The sequence below is a fragment of the Vibrio sp. 10N.261.51.C6 genome, assembly GCF_041471785.1.
In the GTDB taxonomy this organism is placed as follows: domain Bacteria; phylum Pseudomonadota; class Gammaproteobacteria; order Enterobacterales; family Vibrionaceae; genus Vibrio; species Vibrio crassostreae_C.
Map to the genome: position 1 here is coordinate 46,626 of NZ_JBFRPB010000064.1, position 20,232 is coordinate 66,857.

General features: G+C 46.6%; 17 protein-coding genes. 7 read left to right on the top strand and 10 right to left on the bottom strand.

The genetic code is table 11. The annotated features are described in order from the left end of the window. Window positions 1-289: 289 nt before the first annotated feature. Together AB4375_RS16935 and AB4375_RS16940 are read left to right on the top strand one after the other, a co-directional pair. Window positions 290-592 carry a PTS fructose transporter subunit IIB gene (locus tag AB4375_RS16935; RefSeq protein WP_017069788.1) on the top strand — a complete coding sequence of 101 codons (303 nt, stop codon included), beginning with the start codon at window positions 290-292 and terminating at the stop codon, window positions 590-592. A gap of 7 nt (window positions 593-599) precedes the next feature. After that, the gene (locus AB4375_RS16940) at window positions 600-1,373 is read left to right on the top strand and encodes a PTS sugar transporter subunit IIA (RefSeq protein WP_017069787.1); all 774 of its coding nucleotides are present in this window, start codon (window positions 600-602) and stop codon (window positions 1,371-1,373) included. A 17-nt stretch (window positions 1,374-1,390) separates the two neighbouring features. On the opposite strand, the gene AB4375_RS16945 is transcribed toward AB4375_RS16940, so the two are convergent. Continuing rightward, window positions 1,391-2,230: a helix-turn-helix transcriptional regulator gene (locus AB4375_RS16945; protein ID WP_017069786.1), complete on the bottom strand. Its 840-nt coding sequence runs from the start codon at window positions 2,228-2,230 to the stop codon at window positions 1,391-1,393. A gap of 379 nt (window positions 2,231-2,609) precedes the next feature. Between AB4375_RS16945 and AB4375_RS16950 the strand changes: the two genes are divergently transcribed. From AB4375_RS16950 to AB4375_RS16965, 4 genes are all read left to right on the top strand, one after another. Then, window positions 2,610-4,514: a fructose-specific PTS transporter subunit EIIC gene (locus AB4375_RS16950; RefSeq protein WP_372052080.1), complete on the top strand. Its 1,905-nt coding sequence runs from the start codon at window positions 2,610-2,612 to the stop codon at window positions 4,512-4,514. Between the two features lie 94 nt (window positions 4,515-4,608). Further along, window positions 4,609-5,826: a mannose-6-phosphate isomerase, class I gene (manA, locus tag AB4375_RS16955; RefSeq protein ID WP_372052081.1), complete on the top strand. Its 1,218-nt coding sequence runs from the start codon at window positions 4,609-4,611 to the stop codon at window positions 5,824-5,826. Window positions 5,827-6,085: 259 nt separating this feature from the next. Beyond that, the gene (locus AB4375_RS16960) at window positions 6,086-6,526 is read left to right on the top strand and encodes a PTS sugar transporter subunit IIA (protein WP_372052083.1); all 441 of its coding nucleotides are present in this window, start codon (window positions 6,086-6,088) and stop codon (window positions 6,524-6,526) included. A 13-nt stretch (window positions 6,527-6,539) separates the two neighbouring features. After that, window positions 6,540-7,952 carry a fructose-specific PTS transporter subunit EIIC gene (locus AB4375_RS16965; protein WP_372052085.1) on the top strand — a complete coding sequence of 471 codons (1,413 nt, stop codon included), beginning with the start codon at window positions 6,540-6,542 and terminating at the stop codon, window positions 7,950-7,952. Window positions 7,953-8,111: 159 nt separating this feature from the next. On the opposite strand, the gene AB4375_RS16970 is transcribed toward AB4375_RS16965, so the two are convergent. The 8 genes from AB4375_RS16970 to AB4375_RS17005 form a co-directional block, all read right to left on the bottom strand. Further along, window positions 8,112-9,248 carry an ABC transporter ATP-binding protein gene (locus AB4375_RS16970; protein WP_372052086.1) on the bottom strand — a complete coding sequence of 379 codons (1,137 nt, stop codon included), beginning with the start codon at window positions 9,246-9,248 and terminating at the stop codon, window positions 8,112-8,114. Between the two features lie 57 nt (window positions 9,249-9,305). Continuing rightward, window positions 9,306-10,040: an HAD family hydrolase gene (locus AB4375_RS16975; RefSeq protein WP_372052133.1), complete on the bottom strand. Its 735-nt coding sequence runs from the start codon at window positions 10,038-10,040 to the stop codon at window positions 9,306-9,308. Beyond that, the gene (locus AB4375_RS16980; protein WP_372052088.1) at window positions 10,030-11,538 is read right to left on the bottom strand and encodes a CehA/McbA family metallohydrolase; all 1,509 of its coding nucleotides are present in this window, start codon (window positions 11,536-11,538) and stop codon (window positions 10,030-10,032) included. The genes AB4375_RS16975 and AB4375_RS16980 overlap by 11 nt, the downstream gene beginning before the upstream one ends. Before the next feature lie 105 nt (window positions 11,539-11,643). Continuing rightward, the gene (locus AB4375_RS16985; RefSeq protein WP_372052090.1) at window positions 11,644-12,924 is read right to left on the bottom strand and encodes an extracellular solute-binding protein; all 1,281 of its coding nucleotides are present in this window, start codon (window positions 12,922-12,924) and stop codon (window positions 11,644-11,646) included. Window positions 12,925-12,930: 6 nt separating this feature from the next. Then, complete coding sequence (locus AB4375_RS16990; protein WP_372052091.1) at window positions 12,931-13,878, bottom strand: carbohydrate ABC transporter permease; 948 nt, start codon at window positions 13,876-13,878, stop codon at window positions 12,931-12,933. Between the two features lie 23 nt (window positions 13,879-13,901). After that, on the bottom strand, window positions 13,902-14,786 hold the full coding sequence (locus tag AB4375_RS16995) for a carbohydrate ABC transporter permease (RefSeq protein WP_132764339.1): 885 nt from the start codon (window positions 14,784-14,786) through the stop codon (window positions 13,902-13,904). Window positions 14,787-14,888: 102 nt separating this feature from the next. Beyond that, the gene (locus AB4375_RS17000) at window positions 14,889-15,773 is read right to left on the bottom strand and encodes a LysR substrate-binding domain-containing protein (RefSeq protein ID WP_372052092.1); all 885 of its coding nucleotides are present in this window, start codon (window positions 15,771-15,773) and stop codon (window positions 14,889-14,891) included. A gap of 170 nt (window positions 15,774-15,943) precedes the next feature. Continuing rightward, a complete protein-coding gene (locus AB4375_RS17005; protein WP_372052093.1) occupies window positions 15,944-17,569 on the bottom strand; it encodes an ABC transporter substrate-binding protein in 1,626 nt (541 codons plus the stop codon). 144 nt (window positions 17,570-17,713) lie between these two features. Here AB4375_RS17005 and mpaA point away from each other — a divergent pair, with 144 nt between their 5' ends. After that, window positions 17,714-18,421: a murein tripeptide amidase MpaA gene (gene mpaA, locus AB4375_RS17010; RefSeq protein WP_102320878.1), complete on the top strand. Its 708-nt coding sequence runs from the start codon at window positions 17,714-17,716 to the stop codon at window positions 18,419-18,421. A gap of 408 nt (window positions 18,422-18,829) precedes the next feature. On the opposite strand, the gene eat is transcribed toward mpaA, so the two are convergent. Next, a complete protein-coding gene (eat, locus tag AB4375_RS17015; protein WP_372052094.1) occupies window positions 18,830-20,227 on the bottom strand; it encodes an ethanolamine permease in 1,398 nt (465 codons plus the stop codon). Window positions 20,228-20,232 lie beyond the last annotated feature (5 nt).

Here is a 20,232-nt window from a genome sequence, read left to right on the forward strand (position 1 = left end):
ACGTAAGTGATAAGGTTAATAAGATGAAAAGATTAACGGTGTGAAGGCACTCAATATATAGGACGAAAGGTGCATTAACTGAATTATTGTAACCAAGAACTCAGAGTGTGACTTTCACCTTGGAATAAAAAACGCCAATCCATAAAATCCACAGAACCCATAACAATATCGTCCCTCTCCCATGCGAGCTTTCCATACTGGAGTTCCCATGCAAGATAGCTTTTGCCGGGTAGCTTCTGAAAGGTAGCTTATGTAACGTAACAGGGACGAGATTAAGCCGAGAATAATAATGAGAATTGTAGCGGTAACTGCGTGCCCTACAGGCATTGCGCATACTTATATGGCAGCTGATGCTCTAAATAAAACAGCCCCTAAGTTCAACGTTTCAATCAAGGTTGAGACGCAAGGCGCTATGGGTATTGAAAACTTACTGACAGCCCAAGATATTACCCTCGCAGACAAGGTGTTGATCGTCTCTGATATCGACATTGAACAGCCAAGCCGCTTCGACCCAGCTAAAACCTTATTCATTCCCATGGAAGAGGTGTTGTTGAGTGTCGATAAAGTCTTTATTAAGCATTGTCGAACCTAAACCTTTCATGAACGAATATCAGATCACCTTCTTCGTTGACGATCCTGCCGCAAACTCACATGTCGCGCAGCCGCTGACTCGCTTAGCGAAGAAGTTCAAAAGCAACATCCGCATTATCAACATCACTCAAAATCGAACCGCTGATCTCTCCAAATCCGTTGCGATGCTGCAAGTAGGTTTACTTCGTGGTGATTTGTGTCAGATAACCGCGGTTGGTATTGATGCGGAGCTTGCCTGCTTCGTTCTCAAAGATGTCATTGCAGAGCATTACGACATGGTTGGTTCGCAAGTGAACCATGAGTTCTCTAGCGATCTAATCCAGCGAATGCCACAGATATGCCCACCTTGTGATATCAAATGGCACCACGCTAAGGCGCAAACCCAACTGACCAAATTTGAGTGCTTAAAAGGGCTCGCTCACCTTGTTTATCCAGAAGATCCAGATGAACTGATTCTAGCATTTATTAAGCGAGAAGAACGCTCTTCAACCTGCGTGTCACCGGGTATTGCACTGCCGCATGTGATGTTTGAATCGACTCAAGATCTCTCGATTGCGGTTATCGTCAGTGACGACCCGATTGACTGGGCATCACGTATCGGCGAAGTGCATGTAGCCATTGCTCTTGTTCTGCCAACCAAGCCACAGCGTGAACACATTGTCGCGGCGACCAACCTAACCAGAAACCTGCTTCACGATCAGGTCAATGAGCGTCTGCAAAAGACCCGAAGCAGTGTCGACCTGCAAGCTCTGCTGATGTACATCTCGTCACGCCTGATTTGATTACCAGCTCGTTAGTTCTAGATGGATCCTCGATATTCAGTCGGGGTTCTTCCGGTGCGGTTTTTGAATACTCGGCAGAAGTAATTCACATCCTTAAAGCCACAACGTACCGACACTTCATTGAGCTTGAAATTGTATTTCTTGAGCATGAACTTGGCGCGGTCGATTCGCACACGTGTAATATATTCAGCCAGCGTCATGTGGCCTTGTTGACGGAACATTCGCGATAAGTGATTGGATGAAATACTAAAGCGCGAGGCAATGCTGTCTCGGGTGATTTGGCGGTGGAAGTTCTCTTGAATGTAGATACAAATCCCCTGATACACATCCTGCACTCGGCTGTGAGATTTTTCGACAGGCGCTTCCAACATGGTTTTACTGTATTGCAGTAGAGCTTGCAGCAATAACTCATCCATCGGCTGCTTGTTACTCTCTCTCGCTAACGAACTTAGCGCCTCCAAAATGTTATCAATCGCAAACCCAGAACGAGTCTGAATACTGTGCTTTTGGATATCGTAGAAGCTCTCTTCCCCTTTGCGCTTGCTCACCAAGCTTAAACCAAGCTGACGACGCCCAAACAACATACTTAGCACTGAGCAATCAGTATCCCAATTAGGTTTATTCCAACAGTTAGGTGGGATGAAAATCGCATCTCCTGCTTTCGCAATAACGTTAGTGATCTTACGATCATGACTCTCCATCTCATTAATATACTCTCCGTCTAGCACCAGCTCTAAGCGCGGAAAGTTCACCTGATAACTGCATGCTGAAGGCGTATGAAAATCTCCAGCAAACCAGATGTTGTGAAACGGTTCTCGCTCGTTTAATACCGACGAGATTAGGTCATGAAATATCATTGTTTCGAACTCTTATGGGCAGCAATAAGGCTACGGAAATAGATATACCTGTAACTGAAACATAGCGCTATTGAGCAAAATCACAATTTGAGATCTAGGTTACAAAAATCCAGTAGTAGAAATAAATATCCAGTCTAAGGCCAGATTTAGAACACCGTTATCATGATAAGAAAATTGACCTAACCCCTTATCAATAAAAGCCTTACCACCTCATAAAAGCTGTCAACACTCCCCCAAAACAGCACTCCTAAACGATCAAAATCACACTCCATTTAGAAGGCAACAATCATCCAGTAAATGCGTTTTTTCTTCACTACAGAAGGCAAGCCGTAGATTCCAGAATACCCCTAACAAAATAAAAACAGAGTAGGGGTTCATTATGATCACGACATTGATCAATCAAAATTTGATTAAGCTTTCTCTTAGCGCTAATTCAAAAGAAGACGTATTTAAAGAGCTGATAGACGTGCTTTACGCACAAGGCAGAATCTCAGACAAAGTACAGTTTCTTGCCGACATTAAGGCTCGTGAAGAACAAGGTAATACCGGGTTTGAAGAAGGTATTGCTCTGCCACACGCGAAAAGCAGCGCGGTGGTCAAACCCGCGGTTGTTATCGGTGTCCATCAACAGGGTATCGAGTACGGCGCAGATGACGGCCAGCCATCAAAACTGTTCTTCATGATCGCTTCTCCTGATGGCGGCGATAATCACCATATCGAAGTATTAGCAGAGCTTTCTTCAAAACTGATTGAAGAAGGCTTTATCGAAAGCTTCATGAATGCTCAATCTGAACAAGAAGCATTAGAACTACTGCTTAGCAAACCTGAGCCTTCAGAAACGGAAAACAACGTTGAAAAACAAGGCTTCATCATTGGTGTGACAGGCTGCCCAGCTGGCGTTGCACACACCTATTTGGCAGCTGAAGCGCTAGAGAAAGGCGCAGCGGCTCTTGGCTACGATGTTAAGGTCGAAACCAACGGTTCTATCGGCGTTAAAAACAGCCCAACTCAAGAAGAAATTGAACGTGCCGACGCGATTGTGGTGGCTTGTGACAAGCAGGTCGACATGGCTCGTTTTGCTGGCAAACGCGTTATCAAAACCAACGTAAAAGCGCCAATCAAAGACGCACAAGGCTTGATCAAACAAGCACTCAACGCGCCAAGCTACCAAGCTGAACAAGCACCGACTAACCAATCTGTTGCAGAGAAAGCCTCGCAAGCACGTTCAGACCTTTATCGTTACTTGATGAATGGCGTATCTCACATGATCCCATTCGTAGTGACAGGCGGCCTTTTGATTGCCCTAGCACTGGCTATTGGTGGCGAGCCAAGCGAATCTGGCATGGCGATTCCTGCTGGCAGCATGTGGAACCAAATCCTAGAAGTGGGCGTGGTTGCCTTCACCCTGATGATCCCAATCTTGGCCGGCTACATTGCTTACGCGATTGCTGACCGTCCTGCTCTAACCCCTGGCTTGATTGGCGGTTGGATTGCCAACAACGGTTCTTTCTATGGCGCTGACGCAGGTACTGGCTTCATTGGCGCAATCATCGCCGGTCTATTAGTGGGTTACTTCGTTAAATGGATTACCTCGTTTAACTACCACAAGTTCGTTCAACCGCTTGTGCCTATCATGATCGCTCCGATCACTGGTTCTCTATTCATCGCAGGTTTGTTCATCTTCGTCATTGGTGCACCTATCGCTGGGTTGATGGATGGCCTAACTGCCCTACTTACTAGCATGAGCACAGGTAACGTGGTTCTGCTTGGCATCGTATTGGGTGGTATGGCTGGTTTTGATATGGGTGGCCCATTCAACAAAGTGGCGTTCCTATTCTCAGTCGGCATGATTGCCAGCGGTCAAACTCAGTTCATGGGTGCAATGGCATGTGCTATCCCTGTCGCTCCGCTAGGTATGGCTATCGCAACCAGACTTGGCCGTAAGTTTGACCTGTTCGAATCTTCTGAAATCGAAGCGGGTAAAGCAGCAGGTGCGATGGGCTTAGTAGGTATCTCTGAAGGTGCGATTCCTTTCGCGGCTCAAGACCCGATGTCGGTTATCCCAGCCAACGTACTTGGCTCAATGACTGCTGCGGTTATGGCGTTCTCATTCGGCATCACCAACAGCGTTGCTCACGGTGGTCCAGTGGTCGCTCTACTTGGCGCAATGAACTACCCACTGCTAGCACTGGTATGCATGGCGTCTGGTGCGGGCGTAACTGCGGTTACTTGTATCGCACTTAAAAACCTACGCAAAGCCAAGCTAGCAACAGCAGCGGCTTAAGCCATTTCAACTCCAATGGCTTGAGCCCACTCTACTCTCGCATTTCATTAAGCCGAGTAGAGCTCAAGCCATGTTTCCCTTCATGGTGATTTCGATGTCTGATTTTTCTTTAGCGAACGATTCGTTCGTACAACGTTTTTTCTACCCTATGACTAATGTGATTCAAAACTACGCATGGGGTAGCCCTTCTTCGTTTAGCCAACTGTTTGGCATAGATAACCAGTCTGGTGAGCCGCAAGCAGAGATCTGGATGGGCGCTCACCCTAATGGTTGCTCAATGGTAAACGACAACGGGCAGCAGACCACATTATCGAGCTTGATCTCTAAGAACCTAAACCTGTTTTTAAGCGAGAAAGTTGCAAGTCGTTTTGGCGAGCTGCCTTACCTATTCAAGGTGTTAGCTGCGGAGAAGGCACTGTCTGTTCAAGTCCACCCAAACAAGCAGCAAGCGGAATCTGGCTATGCTCTTGAAGAGCAGCAAGGTATTCCGATGACCGCAGGCAATCGTAACTACAAGGATCCGAATCACAAGCCAGAACTGGTGTATGCCCTAACCGACTACAAAGCAATGAATGGCTTTAGGTCGATCAGTGAGATCCTTGAGCATTTTCATTACCTCGACATTCCTGAGTTACATTCGATGGTAAACGATCTCGCGGGCGATCAAACACCCAATGGCTTAGCCTGTTTTTTTGCAAGCTTATTGTCTTTGGAAGGTGAACAAAAAGGCATGGCGCTGACCATGTTGATCATGAAGGCCAAGCTTTCTGATAAACGTGTATTCCAATTGATTTCAGAACTGGAAAACCAATACCCAGGTGATGTCGGCCTGTTTGCTCCGCTACTATTGAACGTGATTACGCTAAAGCCGGGGCAAGCCATGTATCTGGACGCTGAAACCCCTCACGCTTACATCAAAGGCACAGGCTTAGAGATCATGGCGAACTCAGACAATGTGCTGCGTGCTGGGTTAACGCCTAAGTACATGGACGTGAATGAACTGGTTTCTTGTACACGATTTAACGAAAAGCCCGCGGATAGATTATTGCTCAGCCCGATTGAGCAAGGTGATGTGATGGAATACCAAATCCCTGTCGAGGATTTTAAGTTCTCTATCGTGCAAAATTCGCATCAACGCCAGATCACGACCGAAGGTGCCGAGATCCTACTACCTCTCGACGAATCTATGGTGCTTACTCACCAGTGCGGCGAAACCTGCGTGATAGAGAAAGGCCAATCGGTATTCATTCCTGCTTATGCTGAGAGCTACAAACTGGACTGCGTTGGCCGAGTAGCGCGTGCTTACAGCTAGCTCCCTTAGAACTCAGTACAAAGTCTTACTGCCCTGCTCATGCGGGGCATTTTTGTTTCTGATGAGGCCGCTCGGCGTGTCAAAAACATAATCAAAAACACCATCAAATATGACCCATCTCACACTGGATGAATGATGCAAATCACACTTAATTTTGCTTGGTACAAATGTACAGTGAAGGGCTTTTATTTGCTATTTCGCGAATGCCGTTAATCTATTAATTTTAATTCAAGAACTTCAATAGTGAATGAGTTAATAAATGATCACACAGCTAACTAACGTCAACTTAATTAATAACAACCTTCAAGCGAATAATAAAAAAGAACTGTTTGAAGAATTGGCAAGCATGTTATTTGAAAACAACCGAATCAGTAATAAAGAAGCCTTCTTGGCAGACATTGAAATTCGTGAATCTCAAAGCATCACCTCAATGGACGGCATCGCTTACCCACACTCAAAAAGCAAGGCTGTAACTGAGCCTGCCATTGCTGTTGGTGTTAAGCGTCAAGGTATCGAGTATGGCGATGAAGACGGCATCAATCCAACCGTATTTTTTATGATTGCCTCACCCGATAATGGTGCTGACCATCATATTTATGTACTACAAGAACTATTTGGAAAATTCAGCGATGAATTTATTCAAGATATCCATAACGCAAAAAACGAACATCAAATCCTTAATATTTTAATTAATTCATAAGGCGTAGAAAATTATGAGCACCCTAACAACTCAAGCTACGAATACCAATAATAAGAATACTAGTAGCGACTATAAAAAAATCCTTAGTACCATGAAAGGTCACCTGCTTTTCGGAACCTCACACATGCTGCCTTTTATCGTAGCCGGTGGTGTTCTGCTGGCTTTAGCGGTCATGGCATCAGGCAAAGGTGCGGTTCCAGCAGACGGCTTACTAGCAGATATCTCTAACATCGGTATCAAGGGCCTTGTTCTTTTCCCAATCATTCTCGGCGGCTTTATTGGTTACTCAATTGCAGATAAACCAGCACTAGCACCTGCGATGATCTCTTCTGGCATCATGGCTGACATGGGCGGCGGTTTCCTTGGTTGTATCGTGGCAGGCTTTATCGCCGGTGGCGTGGTGTTCCAACTTAAGAAGATCCCACTTTCTGCGAACATGACGGCTCTAGGTGCGTACTTCATCTACCCGCTTCTAGGTACGTTAATCTCTGCAGGTATCGTACTGTGGGGCATCGGCGAGCCAATCAAACTGTTCATGTATTCAATGAACGAGTTCCTAGCTTCAATGGCTGGTGCATCTAAGATGGTTCTGGGCACAATCCTTGGCGGTATGACGGCGTTTGATATGGGCGGCCCTATCAACAAAGTCGCGACCCTATTTGCTCAAACTCAAGTAGACACACAACCTTGGCTAATGGGCGGCGTTGGCATCGCGATTTGTACTCCACCTCTAGGCATGGCGTTGGCAACTTTCCTATTCAAAAACAAGTTCTCTAAACAAGAGCAAGAAGCAGGTAAAGCAGCAGCAATCATGGGCTCTATCGGTATCTCTGAAGGGGCTATCCCATTTGCAGCGAATGACCCAATGCGCGTACTTCCTTCAATCGTTGCCGGTGGTATCGTGGGCTGTGTATTCGGCTTCATGACAGACGTTCTACTGCACGCACCGTGGGGAGGCCTAATCACTGCGCCAGTATCAAGCAACATTCCAATGTACGTGGTCGGTATTGCGCTTGGCTCACTAACCACAGCCGTTATCGTTGGCTTCTGGAAACCTGTCGCGGTTGAAACCGAAGAAGACATGATTGAAGCGCCAGTACAAGCTCAAACAGCTCCTGTAGCAGGTGAAGGCGAGTACGACATCGTAGCAGTAACATGTTGCCCTTCTGGTGTTGCACACACCTTCATGGCAGCGAAAGCACTAGAGAAAGCAGGCTTAGCCGCTGGTCTTAAGATCAAGGTAGAAACTCAAGGTCAAAACGGCATTCAGAACCGCATCACTGACCTAGATGTAGCGAACGCAAGACTGGTTATCTTGGCTCACGATATTCAAGTGAAAGACGCTCACCGCTTTGCTAACGCGAACGTGATTGAGTGTTCAACCAAGGAAGCAATGAAGAAAGCCGCGACTATGGTGGCTATCTAAAACCTAAGATTATTTAAAACCAAAGGTTATCTAAATAATCAATAAATTAGTGAATGTTCACTATTGATAAAGTAACTACCCCTAGTAACTAAAATCCCCATTCGTCTAGTCAACGAATGGGGATTTCTTTTTACAAAACAACTCGTAGGATCAACAGAATCAGCTCTTAGGATCGAGCGTCTCTTCTGTTTCTAAGTCGAATAAGTGACATTGGCTTGTGTTGAAATGCAGCACCGTCTCTTCACCACTTCTTGCAGTGCGATCGGCATCAAAAGGCACGCGAGCCACCAGCTTATCTACACCGAGTTTAAAGTAGAGATACAGCTCATTACCCATCGACTCGACCACATCAAGTCTGTGCGTTTGGGTATTCACTTCAGACAAAGGCGCATCGTGATTAGCCAGTTGAATGTGCTCAGGACGAACGCCAAACCACAGCCACTCATCGAGTTTCTCTCGCGCGATAGCTTGCTTGTCTTGTGGTAGCGTCCAACGTGCGCCACTTTCTGATACTACATTCATTACACCGTCAATCTCGTCGACTCTCACCTTGATAAGGTTCATGGCTGGCGAACCAATAAAACCCGCGACAAACTTGTTTGCTGGGTACTGATAAAGATTCATTGGCGTATCGACCTGCATGATCTCACCTTGATTCAGCACACAGATACGGTCGCCAAGGGTCATGGCTTCCACCTGATCGTGTGTCACATAGATCATGGTGGCGTTCTGCCCTTCTTGCTTCAGGTTATTGTGCAGCTGTGCAATGCTGACACGAGTCGAAACACGCAGCTTGGCATCCAAGTTAGACAAGGGCTCGTCAAACAAAAACACATCTGGCTTACGCACCATCGCACGCCCTAAAGCAACACGCTGCCTTTGACCACCCGACATTTCACCCGGCTTATTATTTAGCAGGTGTTCGATATCCAGAGTCTTGGCTGCATCTTCAATTCGCTCATTGATTTCATGCTTTGGCAGCTTCTGTTGCTTTAGGCCAAAAGCCATATTTTCATACACCGACATGTGCGGATAAAGCGCGTAGTTCTGAAACACCATAGAGATACCGCGATCTTTAGGTGGCAGCTCATTCACACGCTTATCGCCAATATAGACATCGCCTTCTGAGATATCTTCAAGGCCTGCGATCATACGAAGCGTGGTGGATTTTGCGCAGCCAGACGGCCCAACAAACACCATAAACTCTCCTTCGCGAATATTCAGATCGACACCGTGCACGGCCTTAAAACCATTTGGGTAGGTTTTCTCTACCCCTCTCAGTGTGACTTCAGCCATAACCTGTCCTTAAATCAATTCGTTAAATACTATCTTTGTAATCTGTCGTGAAACGTTTTAGCCACGTTCTTGCAGTTGATTGAGCTCAAAGTGGGCGACCGATGCGATAACCAGATCCGCCACTGGCTCTAACTCGCTGTGCTGCGCTGTGCCCGTCAACACACCGACATTGCTTGCGCCTGCGTTACGGCCAAATTCCATATCCGAAACCGTGTCACCAAACATGATCACCTCATGAGGCTCAATGCCACACTGTTCGCAGAATGCATTGAGCAGTGCGGGCGCAGGTTTAGGTTCGATATCACCATCAGAGTAACCAACATAATCGAACATCTCGCTCAAACCCGATTGCTCTAGCGTGTAGATGGTTGAGTCTTTGGTATCCGCAGTCGCAATGCCTAAAATCATGCCTTGCTGCTTAAACAGGCCAAGCTTTTCAGCCACTCCCGGTAGGGCTTCAATCCAGCTTGGATTCTCTTCGACTTCGTCATTGAAAGCCGCTTTAGTCACCTTAGTGAACTCAACGAGCGAGACATTAGGTTGCAGCATGTTAAACCACGCTGTTGCGGTATCTTCCACTGGGTTTGAGGCTAATAGTCCATAGTTATCAACCACATCACCTTTCACGCCGATGGCCAAGAGTAACTCAGCAGGTGTGACAGTTTGATTACCTTGGTGTTGGTCACTGTAAGATTTCACACGCTCACAAGCACCACGAGAAACGTTAAGCCACATCCTGTGGAACTCTAACAATGTGCCGTCTTTATCAAATAGCATCGCCTTAAACTTCATCACGGCTCATTCTCTCCATTAGTTCTCCCCAAGTACGCACTAGGGGTTGGTTAAATTCTGGTTGTTTGCCGTCGAATACGGCGTTGATGCAGCCTTCAAACTCACGTTCGTCAGATGTAAGTTGAGTGCTGTTGATTAATGCTGAAGAAAGCGCTCCGCGACGAATATCAACTCGGCACCAACGGTAGCCTTCATCAATATGGAGACTCTGCAGCTCATCACTCAAAGCGATTCGTTCAACAATCTCACCATCCACCACGCACTCCGCGTAGTAAGGGTTTTCTGAGTCAGAGACGGCAATTCGGTATGTTAGTGGTTGGCCTTGAGAGTCGTTGCCCGGTAGCAAGTCGCCTAAGTTGATGTCAAACTTCAGGCCGCAACGTCGCTCCAAATACACTTGCCCATTCCGCAAACCAGACAAGATGCCTTCGCCGCTCAAACCATGGCTGTAAACGAAAGTTGATGGGTCACCGTAGATAGAAGGTTCATCCGATTTTGGATTGCGTTCATGGGGTTCAAGGTGTGAATCACTGCCGCCAATCGCCGTAATGCGTTGGCCACAATTCCACATTTCATTGAGAACCAATAACGCCTCTTCGGTCGCTTTTGGCGAGGTCGACCACGTTGGGTCACAACACACTTCAAACGTAGACACTTGGCTAAGATCCACTTGATCGTAATGCCAATGCCACGGCTTCATCATCGGGTGATTAATGCCAAGGGAACTGTATCCACCATTGTGTCCACTTCTAGCTAAATTCAATCCGGCTTCCATCGTCGCTTGGCTGCTGTGCTCAACGTCTCTAAGGTCTAAAGACTTAACCGGGCCATGCACATTAAAATGCCCGAGATCGGTCGTGACTTCTAACGCTGGTAAAAACAAACATTGGTTTGATACAGGCAGCTTAGGCTGGCAGATGTTGTGCTCGGTGAAGAAGAAGAAATCGAGCACTTGTGATTCAACAATATCTTTGGCCGCGGCCAAGGTATTGTGACCATCAGAAAGCTGAGTGTGGGCGTGTAAGTCACCACGATACCAGCGAGAGTCAGAATTCAGCATATGGCTGTAATCAAACTCGATATCGTGCTCACTTGTCACTGTTGGGTTCAGTTCTAACTCACTCTCAATTCCGTCAGTATTTAGCTCATTAGAATGATTAACTAACTCATCAGAGCAATGCACATCGACTTGATACTGCATCGCACGTTCAGTTCGAAACTCACCTTCGAGATTGTAAAGCTCCAAGAACCATTCGCCCGATGGAATCGCGCCGTCAATCGCGCCTAGACCAGAGTTTTGCGGTTGAATCGTGAGTGACTTGTGCGCCTTTTCAAATAGCACTTTGCCACGAAATGCTTGGTTGGCATCATACGCCGATGCGTACAAGAATCCTTTTTTCACCGTTGTGCCGGTAATCGTTACGCTGTGAGAACCTGCTGGTACATCAAAGGGGATATGTACTCTGCCAAACGGCAGCTCACCTTGAAATTGGGTCATTGTCTTCACCAAATTCGTCCTAATTGAAGGACTGGGTCAAAAAGAGGCCCACCCGAAAAGATGGGCCTTTATGTATGCATAAGATAGTTTTAACCACTTTACCGATTAAGAACGATTCGCTCGGTCTAGTGCACGTTGTGCTTTCTTAGCTGCTTGTTTTAGCGCTTTATCAGCAGGCACGTTTTGGATTTGAATTTGGTCTGCAGCTACCTTCAGCGCATCCATGATCTTACCGTTGGTAGGGTCAAGGAAATCTTTGGTCGCCGTGTTTGCTTGCTTCAAAGGAATCAGAGCTTGCGGATTCTCTTTAGTGAATGCTTGGTATTCTGGTACTTCAGAAACGCTGTTACGCACTGGGATATAACCCGTGAACATTGACCATGCCGCCGTGTTCTTCGCATTGGTGTAGAACTCAACAAACTCGAACGCACCTTTTGCTGCTGCTTCGTCTGTGCCTTTTGGCATTACGTAAACCAGCGCACCCGCTTGTGGAGCAGAAGGGTTTGAACCCCAACCTGGTTGCGTAGTGGCAGAAAGCTTAGTGAAGTCCAAATCACCTTGGTCACCCGATGAACCGGTGTAACCCAACGCGTTGTCTTTCATTACGTCATCAATGGTTTTGTACCAGTATTCCCAACCTTGACCGCCGTAGTGAATACGCATGATTTGATCATCGTGGATCCACTTACGGAAGCTGTCCCACACTTCAACCCATTCAGCCGAGTCGATGAGCACTGTTTTGCCATCATCACTGATGATCTTCGCGCCGTTAGAGAAAGCCGCGTCAATCATGTTGTCTTGACCCCACATTGGCTCCCATCCGTAAAAAGTCACGTTGCCTTTGTCATCACGTTGGGTAACTTTCTCCGCGACCTTAGCCACGCCTTGCCATGTGTTTAAGTCTTGCTCGGTAAAGCCGTTATCTGCCAATACCTGCTTGTTGTAGTAAAACACTTGAGTCGTACCGTAAGCAGGTAAGCCGATGATGGTGCCGTCGTCTGCGGTCACTTGGTCTTTAAACGCACCAATGAAATCAGAGAAGTTAAACTCTTCATCCATGAAAGCCGTTAGGTCGCGACTCAAACCACGTCCGTGCATTGCTTCCGCACGACCTGAATCTAACAGCACAAGTTCAGGGGCTGTTCTAGATGCTAGACCGGCTTGCAGCTTCTGGTAAGTTTCTGTGTAGTTACCTTGCAATGCTGGCTTCACCACATACTCATCTTGGCTCGCGTTGAACTCTTCGATGAGCTTAGTCATCATTTGCTGTGGCTTAGTACCACCGGAATACCAAAAGTTAACTTCGGTTGCGGCAAGAACACTGCTAGAGAACATAGACGCGCTTGCTGCGCCAGCACACACTAGTGCGAGAGTTTTTAATTTCATTTCCGTTTACTCTTTTACGCCGTTATCGGCGATACCTGAAAGAATCGTCTTTTGACAAATGACGAATAGAATTAACAAAGGCAATACTGCAATGGTGCTCGCCGCCATGATTTGCGACCAGTTCAATCCATAGTTACCTTCGGCAATAAAGTAGTGACGAATCCCGGTCGCAATCAGGTTGAGTTCCTGAGTGGTAATAACCAAGCTAGGCCACATGTAGCTGTTGTAATTGGTAATAAAAGTGATGAGGAACAGTGTTGCGACTGCTGCTCGGCATTGCGGTAAGATGATTGCCCATAAGATTTTGAGCTCACCTGCACCATCAATTCTTGCCGCTTCAATCAGCGACGGATGCACCTTGATAAACACTTGGCGTAGATAGAACACTCCGAAAACTGATGCCGCGTTCGACGCCACCAATCCCATGTGTGAATCCAACAAGCCCAGTTTTGCCAAGGTGATATAAGACGGAATGTACGTCACTGCGCCCGGCAGCATGTAACAGCCCATCACGATAAAATAGAGCACCGTCTTCGAGCGAAACTTCAACTGCGTGAGTGCATAAGCAAACATCGCCGAGTTCACAATCACCAAAAACGTAGTGAACAAAGCCACGCTAAAACTGTTGAAGATGTACAAGCCAAACGGCGTGCTGTGAAAGGTTTCGACAAAGGTTTCCCAGCGGAATTGCTCTGGAATCAAATCCAGTGGGTTAGCAAAGATCTCATCGTTGCTTTTCAGTGAACCAGACAACATCCACAAGAACGGGAACACCATAATGGTACCGCACGTTGCCAAGAACAGGTGCTTAGCCAGTGCGAGGAACGAACGGCGATCCACTGAAATCTTCTTTGACGCAACCTCTGATTTGGTCGCTTTGGTTTGTGCTATAACTTTGGCTTTCGCTGCGCTCTGGTTTAATACTTGATTGGCATCCAATACTTGCGTGGTCATAATTCTGTCCTTTCAAAAATCGACTAGTAGTACACCCAGCGCTTGCCGATGTAGGTATTAATAAGTGCCAGCAATCCAGTAATCAGGAATATCACTAACGATGTCGCGGCCGCAGGTCCCATTTCGTAACGTTCAAACGCTTGTTGGTAGAACAAGTACAGCAAGGTACGTGTCTCACCACCCGGCCCGCCCTGCGTTAGGATCTGGAACTGATCGAACGCCTGCATTGCCGTAATAATATTGACCACCACCAAGAAGAACGTAGTTGGTGAAATCAGTGGCAGCGTTATCTTCAAAAAACGCGTTAAGCTGCTGCAACCATCAATCAAAGACGCTTCGTACAGAGACTCAGGAATCTTGTTGAGCGCACTGATGTAAAACAGCATCGTCCAGCCAATCGCCTGCCAAACCGTCACGATAATCACCGCAATCAAAGCCGTGTTTCCGTTCTCTAACCATGGAATCGCGCTAAACCCTGCCGACTCCAGTAAGTGGTTTGCCAAGCCCGATTTGGTCTCGAACACCCAAGACCACACGATCGAAACTGCTACCGTTGGCGTAATCCAAGGAGAGAAGATCACCGCACGATAAAACTGGCTGCCCTTGAAATTTTTGTGCAGCAGCATCGCAAACACAAGGCCAAGAATAATGGTGGGAATCACCACACCCACAGAGAACCAGAACGTATTGAGCATCGCTTGGATGAACTCGTAATCCTCAACCATGTACTCGTAATTTTCTAAACCGATGAACGAATAATCTGGCGAGATGTAATCCCAGTCGGTGAAGCTGATGTAAATCGAATAACCAAATGGTACGAGCCAAAAAGTAAACAGTGGCACCAACAACGGTGCAGTAAATAGCAGTACCTTTAAGCGGTTTTTCATTGGTTGTGAGAAAGCACTCATGGTGACCTCGTCCTTATTTGTATGCGGTTAAATTAAGGGGTTTGTGTGACAGGTTAGTAAGAGCGCCCTTCATTTTTTTTATGGCTATCCATAAGAAAATCTTTACTCCAGTTCACCGTCTTCCATCTGGTGATAAAGCCAATCACAAAAGAAATTCACCTTGGCACTGCGTCGGTGTTTAGTAATCAAATAGTGGGCAGATTCAGCAGGCATTGAGGACTCTGTCGCCAGAACCAGATCGTTTTTCTCTAACAGCTCAGACACCGCAAGCGAACGCACCAACAACACGCCAATGCCATGTTTGACCGCTTCTAAGGCGTGCAAAGAATTACTCACCTCCAATAACACCTTCGGTAGGGTCATCTCGAATTGGTTGTGACTCAACCATTGCAGCCAGTTCTCTCGGTAGCCTTTTACTTGCACGGTCGGCAGAGCAGAAAAATCATGCTCAACCAAGGAGTCTTGATATTGGTTTTTAAAGTCTGGGCTACACACCAACTGCCAATGCTCTTGAAAGAGTCGCTCACTATGAGTGTCTTCGCTTTCGACCTTGCCGTTGGTCAGCTCGATATCGACATTCTGACAAGGGTTGGTTGATGGCCAGTCCACCAGCTGAATATCGAGCCTGATAAAAGGGTATTTTTGATAAAAAGATGGCAGGCGAGGTAACAGCCAGTTATGACAAAAGGTGTGATTAACGCGCAGGCTCAAAACGTCGGTTTCTTTTTCCCCAAACAGGATTTGAGTCTGTAGTTTCAGATGAGCCAATGAGCCCGCAACAATCGGTTGATAATGTTGGGCAGCCGACGTCAGCTTTACGCCTTTGGAGCTTCGCTCAAACAATGTGGTATCGAGAAAGGTTTCTAAACTTTTGAGCTGTTGGCTAACCGCCGCTTGCGTGACACAAAGCTCTCGGGCAGCTGCACCAATGGAACCAAGACGAGCAACAGCTTCGAACGCAACAAGAGCACGTAGAGGGGGTAACATGGCTTCACCTGATTGAAATAAAAGTGAAAAATACTTCAATCAGGTTTCAGTTTTTTGCGGTTCTAGTTACAGATTAATGACGAAGGGACATTGATCAGATATTTATGATCAACGTCCCTTTTCTTTATTTCATGTTCTTAGCGGTGTGTCGCCGCGTGAATCAAACGCAATTACTCTTTAATGTAGAGATCCTTAGAATAGATACGCCCTTCTACATTGTTTTTCGCAAAACCACCGACATTTGGTCGTACTAGACGAGCCTGCATGTAGTAGTAGATTGGCGCGATCGGCATGTCTTCTACCAGCAACTGTTCTGCCCGGTCGTAGAAACCTTGGCGATCTTGTTCACTGGTTGCGGCTAGTGCACTATCCATTGCTGCGTCGTACTTTTCATTGTTGTAGCGAGCAAAGTTACCTGAAGAGCCAGAACGCAATAGGCTCAAGAAGGTTGATGCTTCATTGTAGTCACCACACCAAGAGGCGCGCATCACATCAAAATCACCTTGGCGACGCGATACCAAGTAAGACTTCCACTCTTGGTTTTCTAGTTCAACTTGTGCGCCTAAGTTGCCTTTCAGCATTGATGCAATCGCCACTGCAATCGACTTGTTCGATTCGCTGGTGTTGTAAAGCAGTTTGAAATCCAACGGGTTAGACGCATCGTAGCCCGCTTCTTTCAGCAGCTCTTTTGCTTTTTGATCACGTTCCTTTTGAGTCCAAGTACTGTATTCAGGTTGTGTCGCATCAAAACCAGCCGTGTACTCATGAGCAAAGGTATAAGCCGGTAAGTTGCCGACCTGAGTAACACCATTGGTGATAACGTCACGCATCATGGAATAAGAGACAGCCTTACGGACTCGTGCGTCATCGAATGGTGGTCGTGTTGTATTGAACGCATAGTAGTAAGTACACAGCAAAGGCACTGCGGTAAACGCATCTTGGTATTTGGTTTTTAGCTGCTGCGCCATATGTGTCGGCACGTCCGAAGTAATATCGACCTCGCCCACAGCATAACGGTTAATCGAGGCATTCTGGTTCTCAAACGGAATGTAAGTCACTTCGGTTAAATGCGTATCTGAACTGTCCCAATATTTCGGGTTCTTCTTCAGCTCAATGCGCTCGTTCACCACCCACTCGTCTAGCACAAATGCTCCATTACCAACAAATTGCTTAGGGTCGCTCCACGGCTTGTCGCTACTTTCTAGGGCTGATTGATGCACTGGCATCATAGATGTGTGGCCCGTCATTGCCACAAAGTAAGGTACTTGGCTGTCGAGTTCAAAACGGACGGTGTACTTATCAATAGCCGACACGCCTAGTTCTTCAATCGGCTTCTTACCTTCTGCCACATCAGCAATATTGTTGATTTTGGTGAGCTTCAGGTACCACACATTTGGCGATGCCGTTTTTGGGTCTACCGCGCGTCTTATCGCATACACGAAATCATCGGCCGTCACCGGATCGCCATTCGACCACTGCGCGTCTTTACGTAGGTGGAATACAAACGTTTTGTTGTCTTCGGTTTCCCAAGACTCCGCGACACCTGGGGTGATATTGCCATCGCGATCTTGAATCACTAAACCTTCAAATAGGTCACGTAGAATGTGCATTTCCGGCAGGCCTTCTGCTTTCGCAGGGTCAAGCGTCGCCGCTTCTGCATCGTTAGCACGAACTAAATGTTGTTCTTTCGCCAGAGAAGTTCCCGCAGGCAATGTGTCAGCAACGGCAGTTACTGAGATAAAAGGGGTCAATAGAGATGAAATGAGTAAAGCCGTTGAATGTTTCTTAAAATCCATATGTTTTTGCTCTCCTAGCCTATCTTTGAAGCAAGTAATAAAATTAACAATGCGACTGTTGACGAGTTTTAACGCTTTAGTTTATTTAAGTAAGTTTGTGTAATCGTTAATACTTGATAGTACTTGATCAATCAGGAGATTAAGGTGAGTTTAATTCCAAGAACGGAAAGAGCTGCATTTTCAATAAAGCCGCTGTCATATGGAAAATCAGTGTTGGGTGCGCCTTTGCTCTATTTCCCCGCGCAAATAGAAAGCGAGTCTCGCGGGCTGATCTTAGCAGGCACACACGGTGATGAAACCGCTTCTATTGCGGGATTATCTTGTGCGCTGAGAAGCTTGCCAGCCGCCAACTTGCGACACGATGTGATTCTGTCTATGAACCCAGATGGCAATCAATTAGGAACACGTGCCAACGCAAACCAAGTCGACCTGAACCGTGCCTTCCCAACTCAAAATTGGACAGCAAACGGCACTGTCTATCGCTGGAGCTCCCACACACCAGTCAGAGATGTAAAAGTGAAAACCGGCCAAGCCAACCAGCTCGAACCTGAAGTGCAGTCCCTCATCACACTCATTGAACAGCGTAAGCCAAAATTCGTCATCTCTTTCCACGAACCTCTCGCCATGGTCGATGACCCAACCCAATCGGAGCTTGCCACTTGGCTAAGCAAACAATTCAACCTACCGCTCGTTGAAGACGTGGATTACGAAACCCCAGGCTCATTCGGCACATGGTGTCAGGAAAGAAACCTACCGTGCATTACTGTAGAACTACCGCCCGTTTCTGCGGATTTAACTATAGAAAAGTATTTGGATGCGTTTGTCGCAGTGTTGGGGTGTGAGGGAAATTAGTCTGGAGTAGGCTACATATACACATGCGAACAGTAATTCATCCTAATTACTAGTGAATCATATATTCCGTCTACTGAATTAATCCCATTCATAATCTATGCCGAATTCTTCCTTTGCATCATTTCAACTTATCTTTAGAGAAAGGCAATCGACATGATTAGCGCGATGAAAACTTCACTATCAATGAACTTCGGGGCTCGTCGCTATGAATCTAACTCGTTATAAAAAATCATGACAAGTGTCTGGACAAAAATGTTCCAAGAAAATGATCCTAAAACAGCACTATTTCTAAACTAATATTTATCGTTAGAGGTGATGGCGATTGGGGTTTACACGCAAGTTACTACAAGTAGTGTAATAAAGGCTCCAGCAAAGCACTAGAGCCTTAAATACCATTAGAAATTGGATCTAATTAGTAGCCTCAAGCTCTTTCTCTGCAACCGACAGCATCTCAAACTCTTCCTCAGCGGTCGATGCGACCAATTTATTACGGCTATATAGGCCATAATAAGCACCACCAATCACAAAGAGTCCCATAGTCATAAAGAATGCAGATGGGTCAAAAGCATAAACACCCGTCATTGCAATAAGCGACAGCACTAGTGAAGTGCCGGAAGTCAGCATGCCACCCGGTGTTTTGTATGGACGGTGAAGCTCTGGTTGCTTGATACGCAACAATATATGGCTAAGCGACATTAATGCATAAGACACTGTCGCCCCCACTACCGCCATCGCCAAGATCAGGTCGCCTTCTCCGGTCAATGACACAGCAAAACCAAACACACCCGGCACCACTAAAGCACGAGCAGGCACTTTGTTTTTGTTTGTAAGCGACAAGCTTTGAGGCAAGTAACCCGCACGAGACAATGCAAACACTAAGCGGCTATAACCGTAGATAATCGAGAAGAATGAAGCAATAAGTCCTGCAAGTCCTAGTATATTAACAGCCGTTGCAACGGTTGGATTACCGGTCAACTTCAAGGCATCGACTAGAGGAACGGCACTATTCGCAATCGCTTCAGAACCCACAGCGCCCGCAAGCAGCAGAACGACTAAGGTAGCGGTGACCAGTAAGAATAACATTGCGCCGATAATACCTTTGGGTACATCCTTGGCCGGGTTTTTCGCCTCTTCAGCAGCCAGTGGAACCCCTTCTACCGCAAGAAAAAGCCACATTGCAAACGGTAGTGCCGCCCATACACCATACCAACCAAAAGGAAGTAGTTCTGTGGCTTGTGCGGTTGCCGGAGCGATATCAAACAGATTATTAGCATCAAACTCACTAACCAATACGCCTGCTGTCATAAGAATTGCTAGTATGGCTAACCCACTGATGACCATCATGACTTTCAGAGCTTCTCCTACCCCTGCCATATGAATACCGATAAAGATGGCATAAAAGATCGCGTAAACAAGAGGACCATCGATACCCATTAGTTCATTCACCGCTGAGCCAATAAAAATGACAATCGCGGCAGGTGCAAGGGCATACTCAATTAAGACGGATAAGCCGGTAAAAAATCCCCCCGTTGGTCCCATGGCTTGTCGAGCAAAACTATAGCCACCTCCTGCAGCGGGAATAGCCGCAGACATCTCCGCCAAAGAAAGGACAAGGGTAAAGTACATCACCGCCATAGCAATTGCAGCAATAAGAAAGCCTCCCCAACCAGCTTGACCGATACCAAAGTTCCAGCCTGCAAAGTCACCAGAGATCACGTATGAAACGCCTAACCCTGCTAGCAAAATCCACCCAGCAGTGCCCCTTTTAAGTTGTCTTTGCGCCAAATATTCCTGATGTTCTGACATTGTAA

What these genes read in the sequence shown, in the direction of transcription:
- AB4375_RS16935 (WP_017069788.1), top strand. Translation starts at nt 290, where the DNA reads ATGAGAATTGTAGCGGTAACTGCGTGCCCTACAGGCATTGCGCATACT.
- AB4375_RS16940 (WP_017069787.1), top strand. Translation starts at nt 600, where the DNA reads ATGAACGAATATCAGATCACCTTCTTCGTTGACGATCCTGCCGCAAAC.
- AB4375_RS16945 (WP_017069786.1), bottom strand. Translation starts at nt 2,230, where the DNA reads ATGATATTTCATGACCTAATCTCGTCGGTATTAAACGAGCGAGAACCG.
- AB4375_RS16950 (WP_372052080.1), top strand. Translation starts at nt 2,610, where the DNA reads ATGATCACGACATTGATCAATCAAAATTTGATTAAGCTTTCTCTTAGC.
- manA (WP_372052081.1), top strand. Translation starts at nt 4,609, where the DNA reads ATGTCTGATTTTTCTTTAGCGAACGATTCGTTCGTACAACGTTTTTTC.
- AB4375_RS16960 (WP_372052083.1), top strand. Translation starts at nt 6,086, where the DNA reads ATGATCACACAGCTAACTAACGTCAACTTAATTAATAACAACCTTCAA.
- AB4375_RS16965 (WP_372052085.1), top strand. Translation starts at nt 6,540, where the DNA reads ATGAGCACCCTAACAACTCAAGCTACGAATACCAATAATAAGAATACT.
- AB4375_RS16970 (WP_372052086.1), bottom strand. Translation starts at nt 9,248, where the DNA reads ATGGCTGAAGTCACACTGAGAGGGGTAGAGAAAACCTACCCAAATGGT.
- AB4375_RS16975 (WP_372052133.1), bottom strand. Translation starts at nt 10,040, where the DNA reads ATGAAGTTTAAGGCGATGCTATTTGATAAAGACGGCACATTGTTAGAG.
- AB4375_RS16980 (WP_372052088.1), bottom strand. Translation starts at nt 11,538, where the DNA reads ATGACCCAATTTCAAGGTGAGCTGCCGTTTGGCAGAGTACATATCCCC.
- AB4375_RS16985 (WP_372052090.1), bottom strand. Translation starts at nt 12,924, where the DNA reads ATGAAATTAAAAACTCTCGCACTAGTGTGTGCTGGCGCAGCAAGCGCG.
- AB4375_RS16990 (WP_372052091.1), bottom strand. Translation starts at nt 13,878, where the DNA reads ATGACCACGCAAGTATTGGATGCCAATCAAGTATTAAACCAGAGCGCA.
- AB4375_RS16995 (WP_132764339.1), bottom strand. Translation starts at nt 14,786, where the DNA reads ATGAGTGCTTTCTCACAACCAATGAAAAACCGCTTAAAGGTACTGCTA.
- AB4375_RS17000 (WP_372052092.1), bottom strand. Translation starts at nt 15,773, where the DNA reads ATGTTACCCCCTCTACGTGCTCTTGTTGCGTTCGAAGCTGTTGCTCGT.
- AB4375_RS17005 (WP_372052093.1), bottom strand. Translation starts at nt 17,569, where the DNA reads ATGGATTTTAAGAAACATTCAACGGCTTTACTCATTTCATCTCTATTG.
- eat (WP_372052094.1), bottom strand. Translation starts at nt 20,227, where the DNA reads ATGTCAGAACATCAGGAATATTTGGCGCAAAGACAACTTAAAAGGGGC.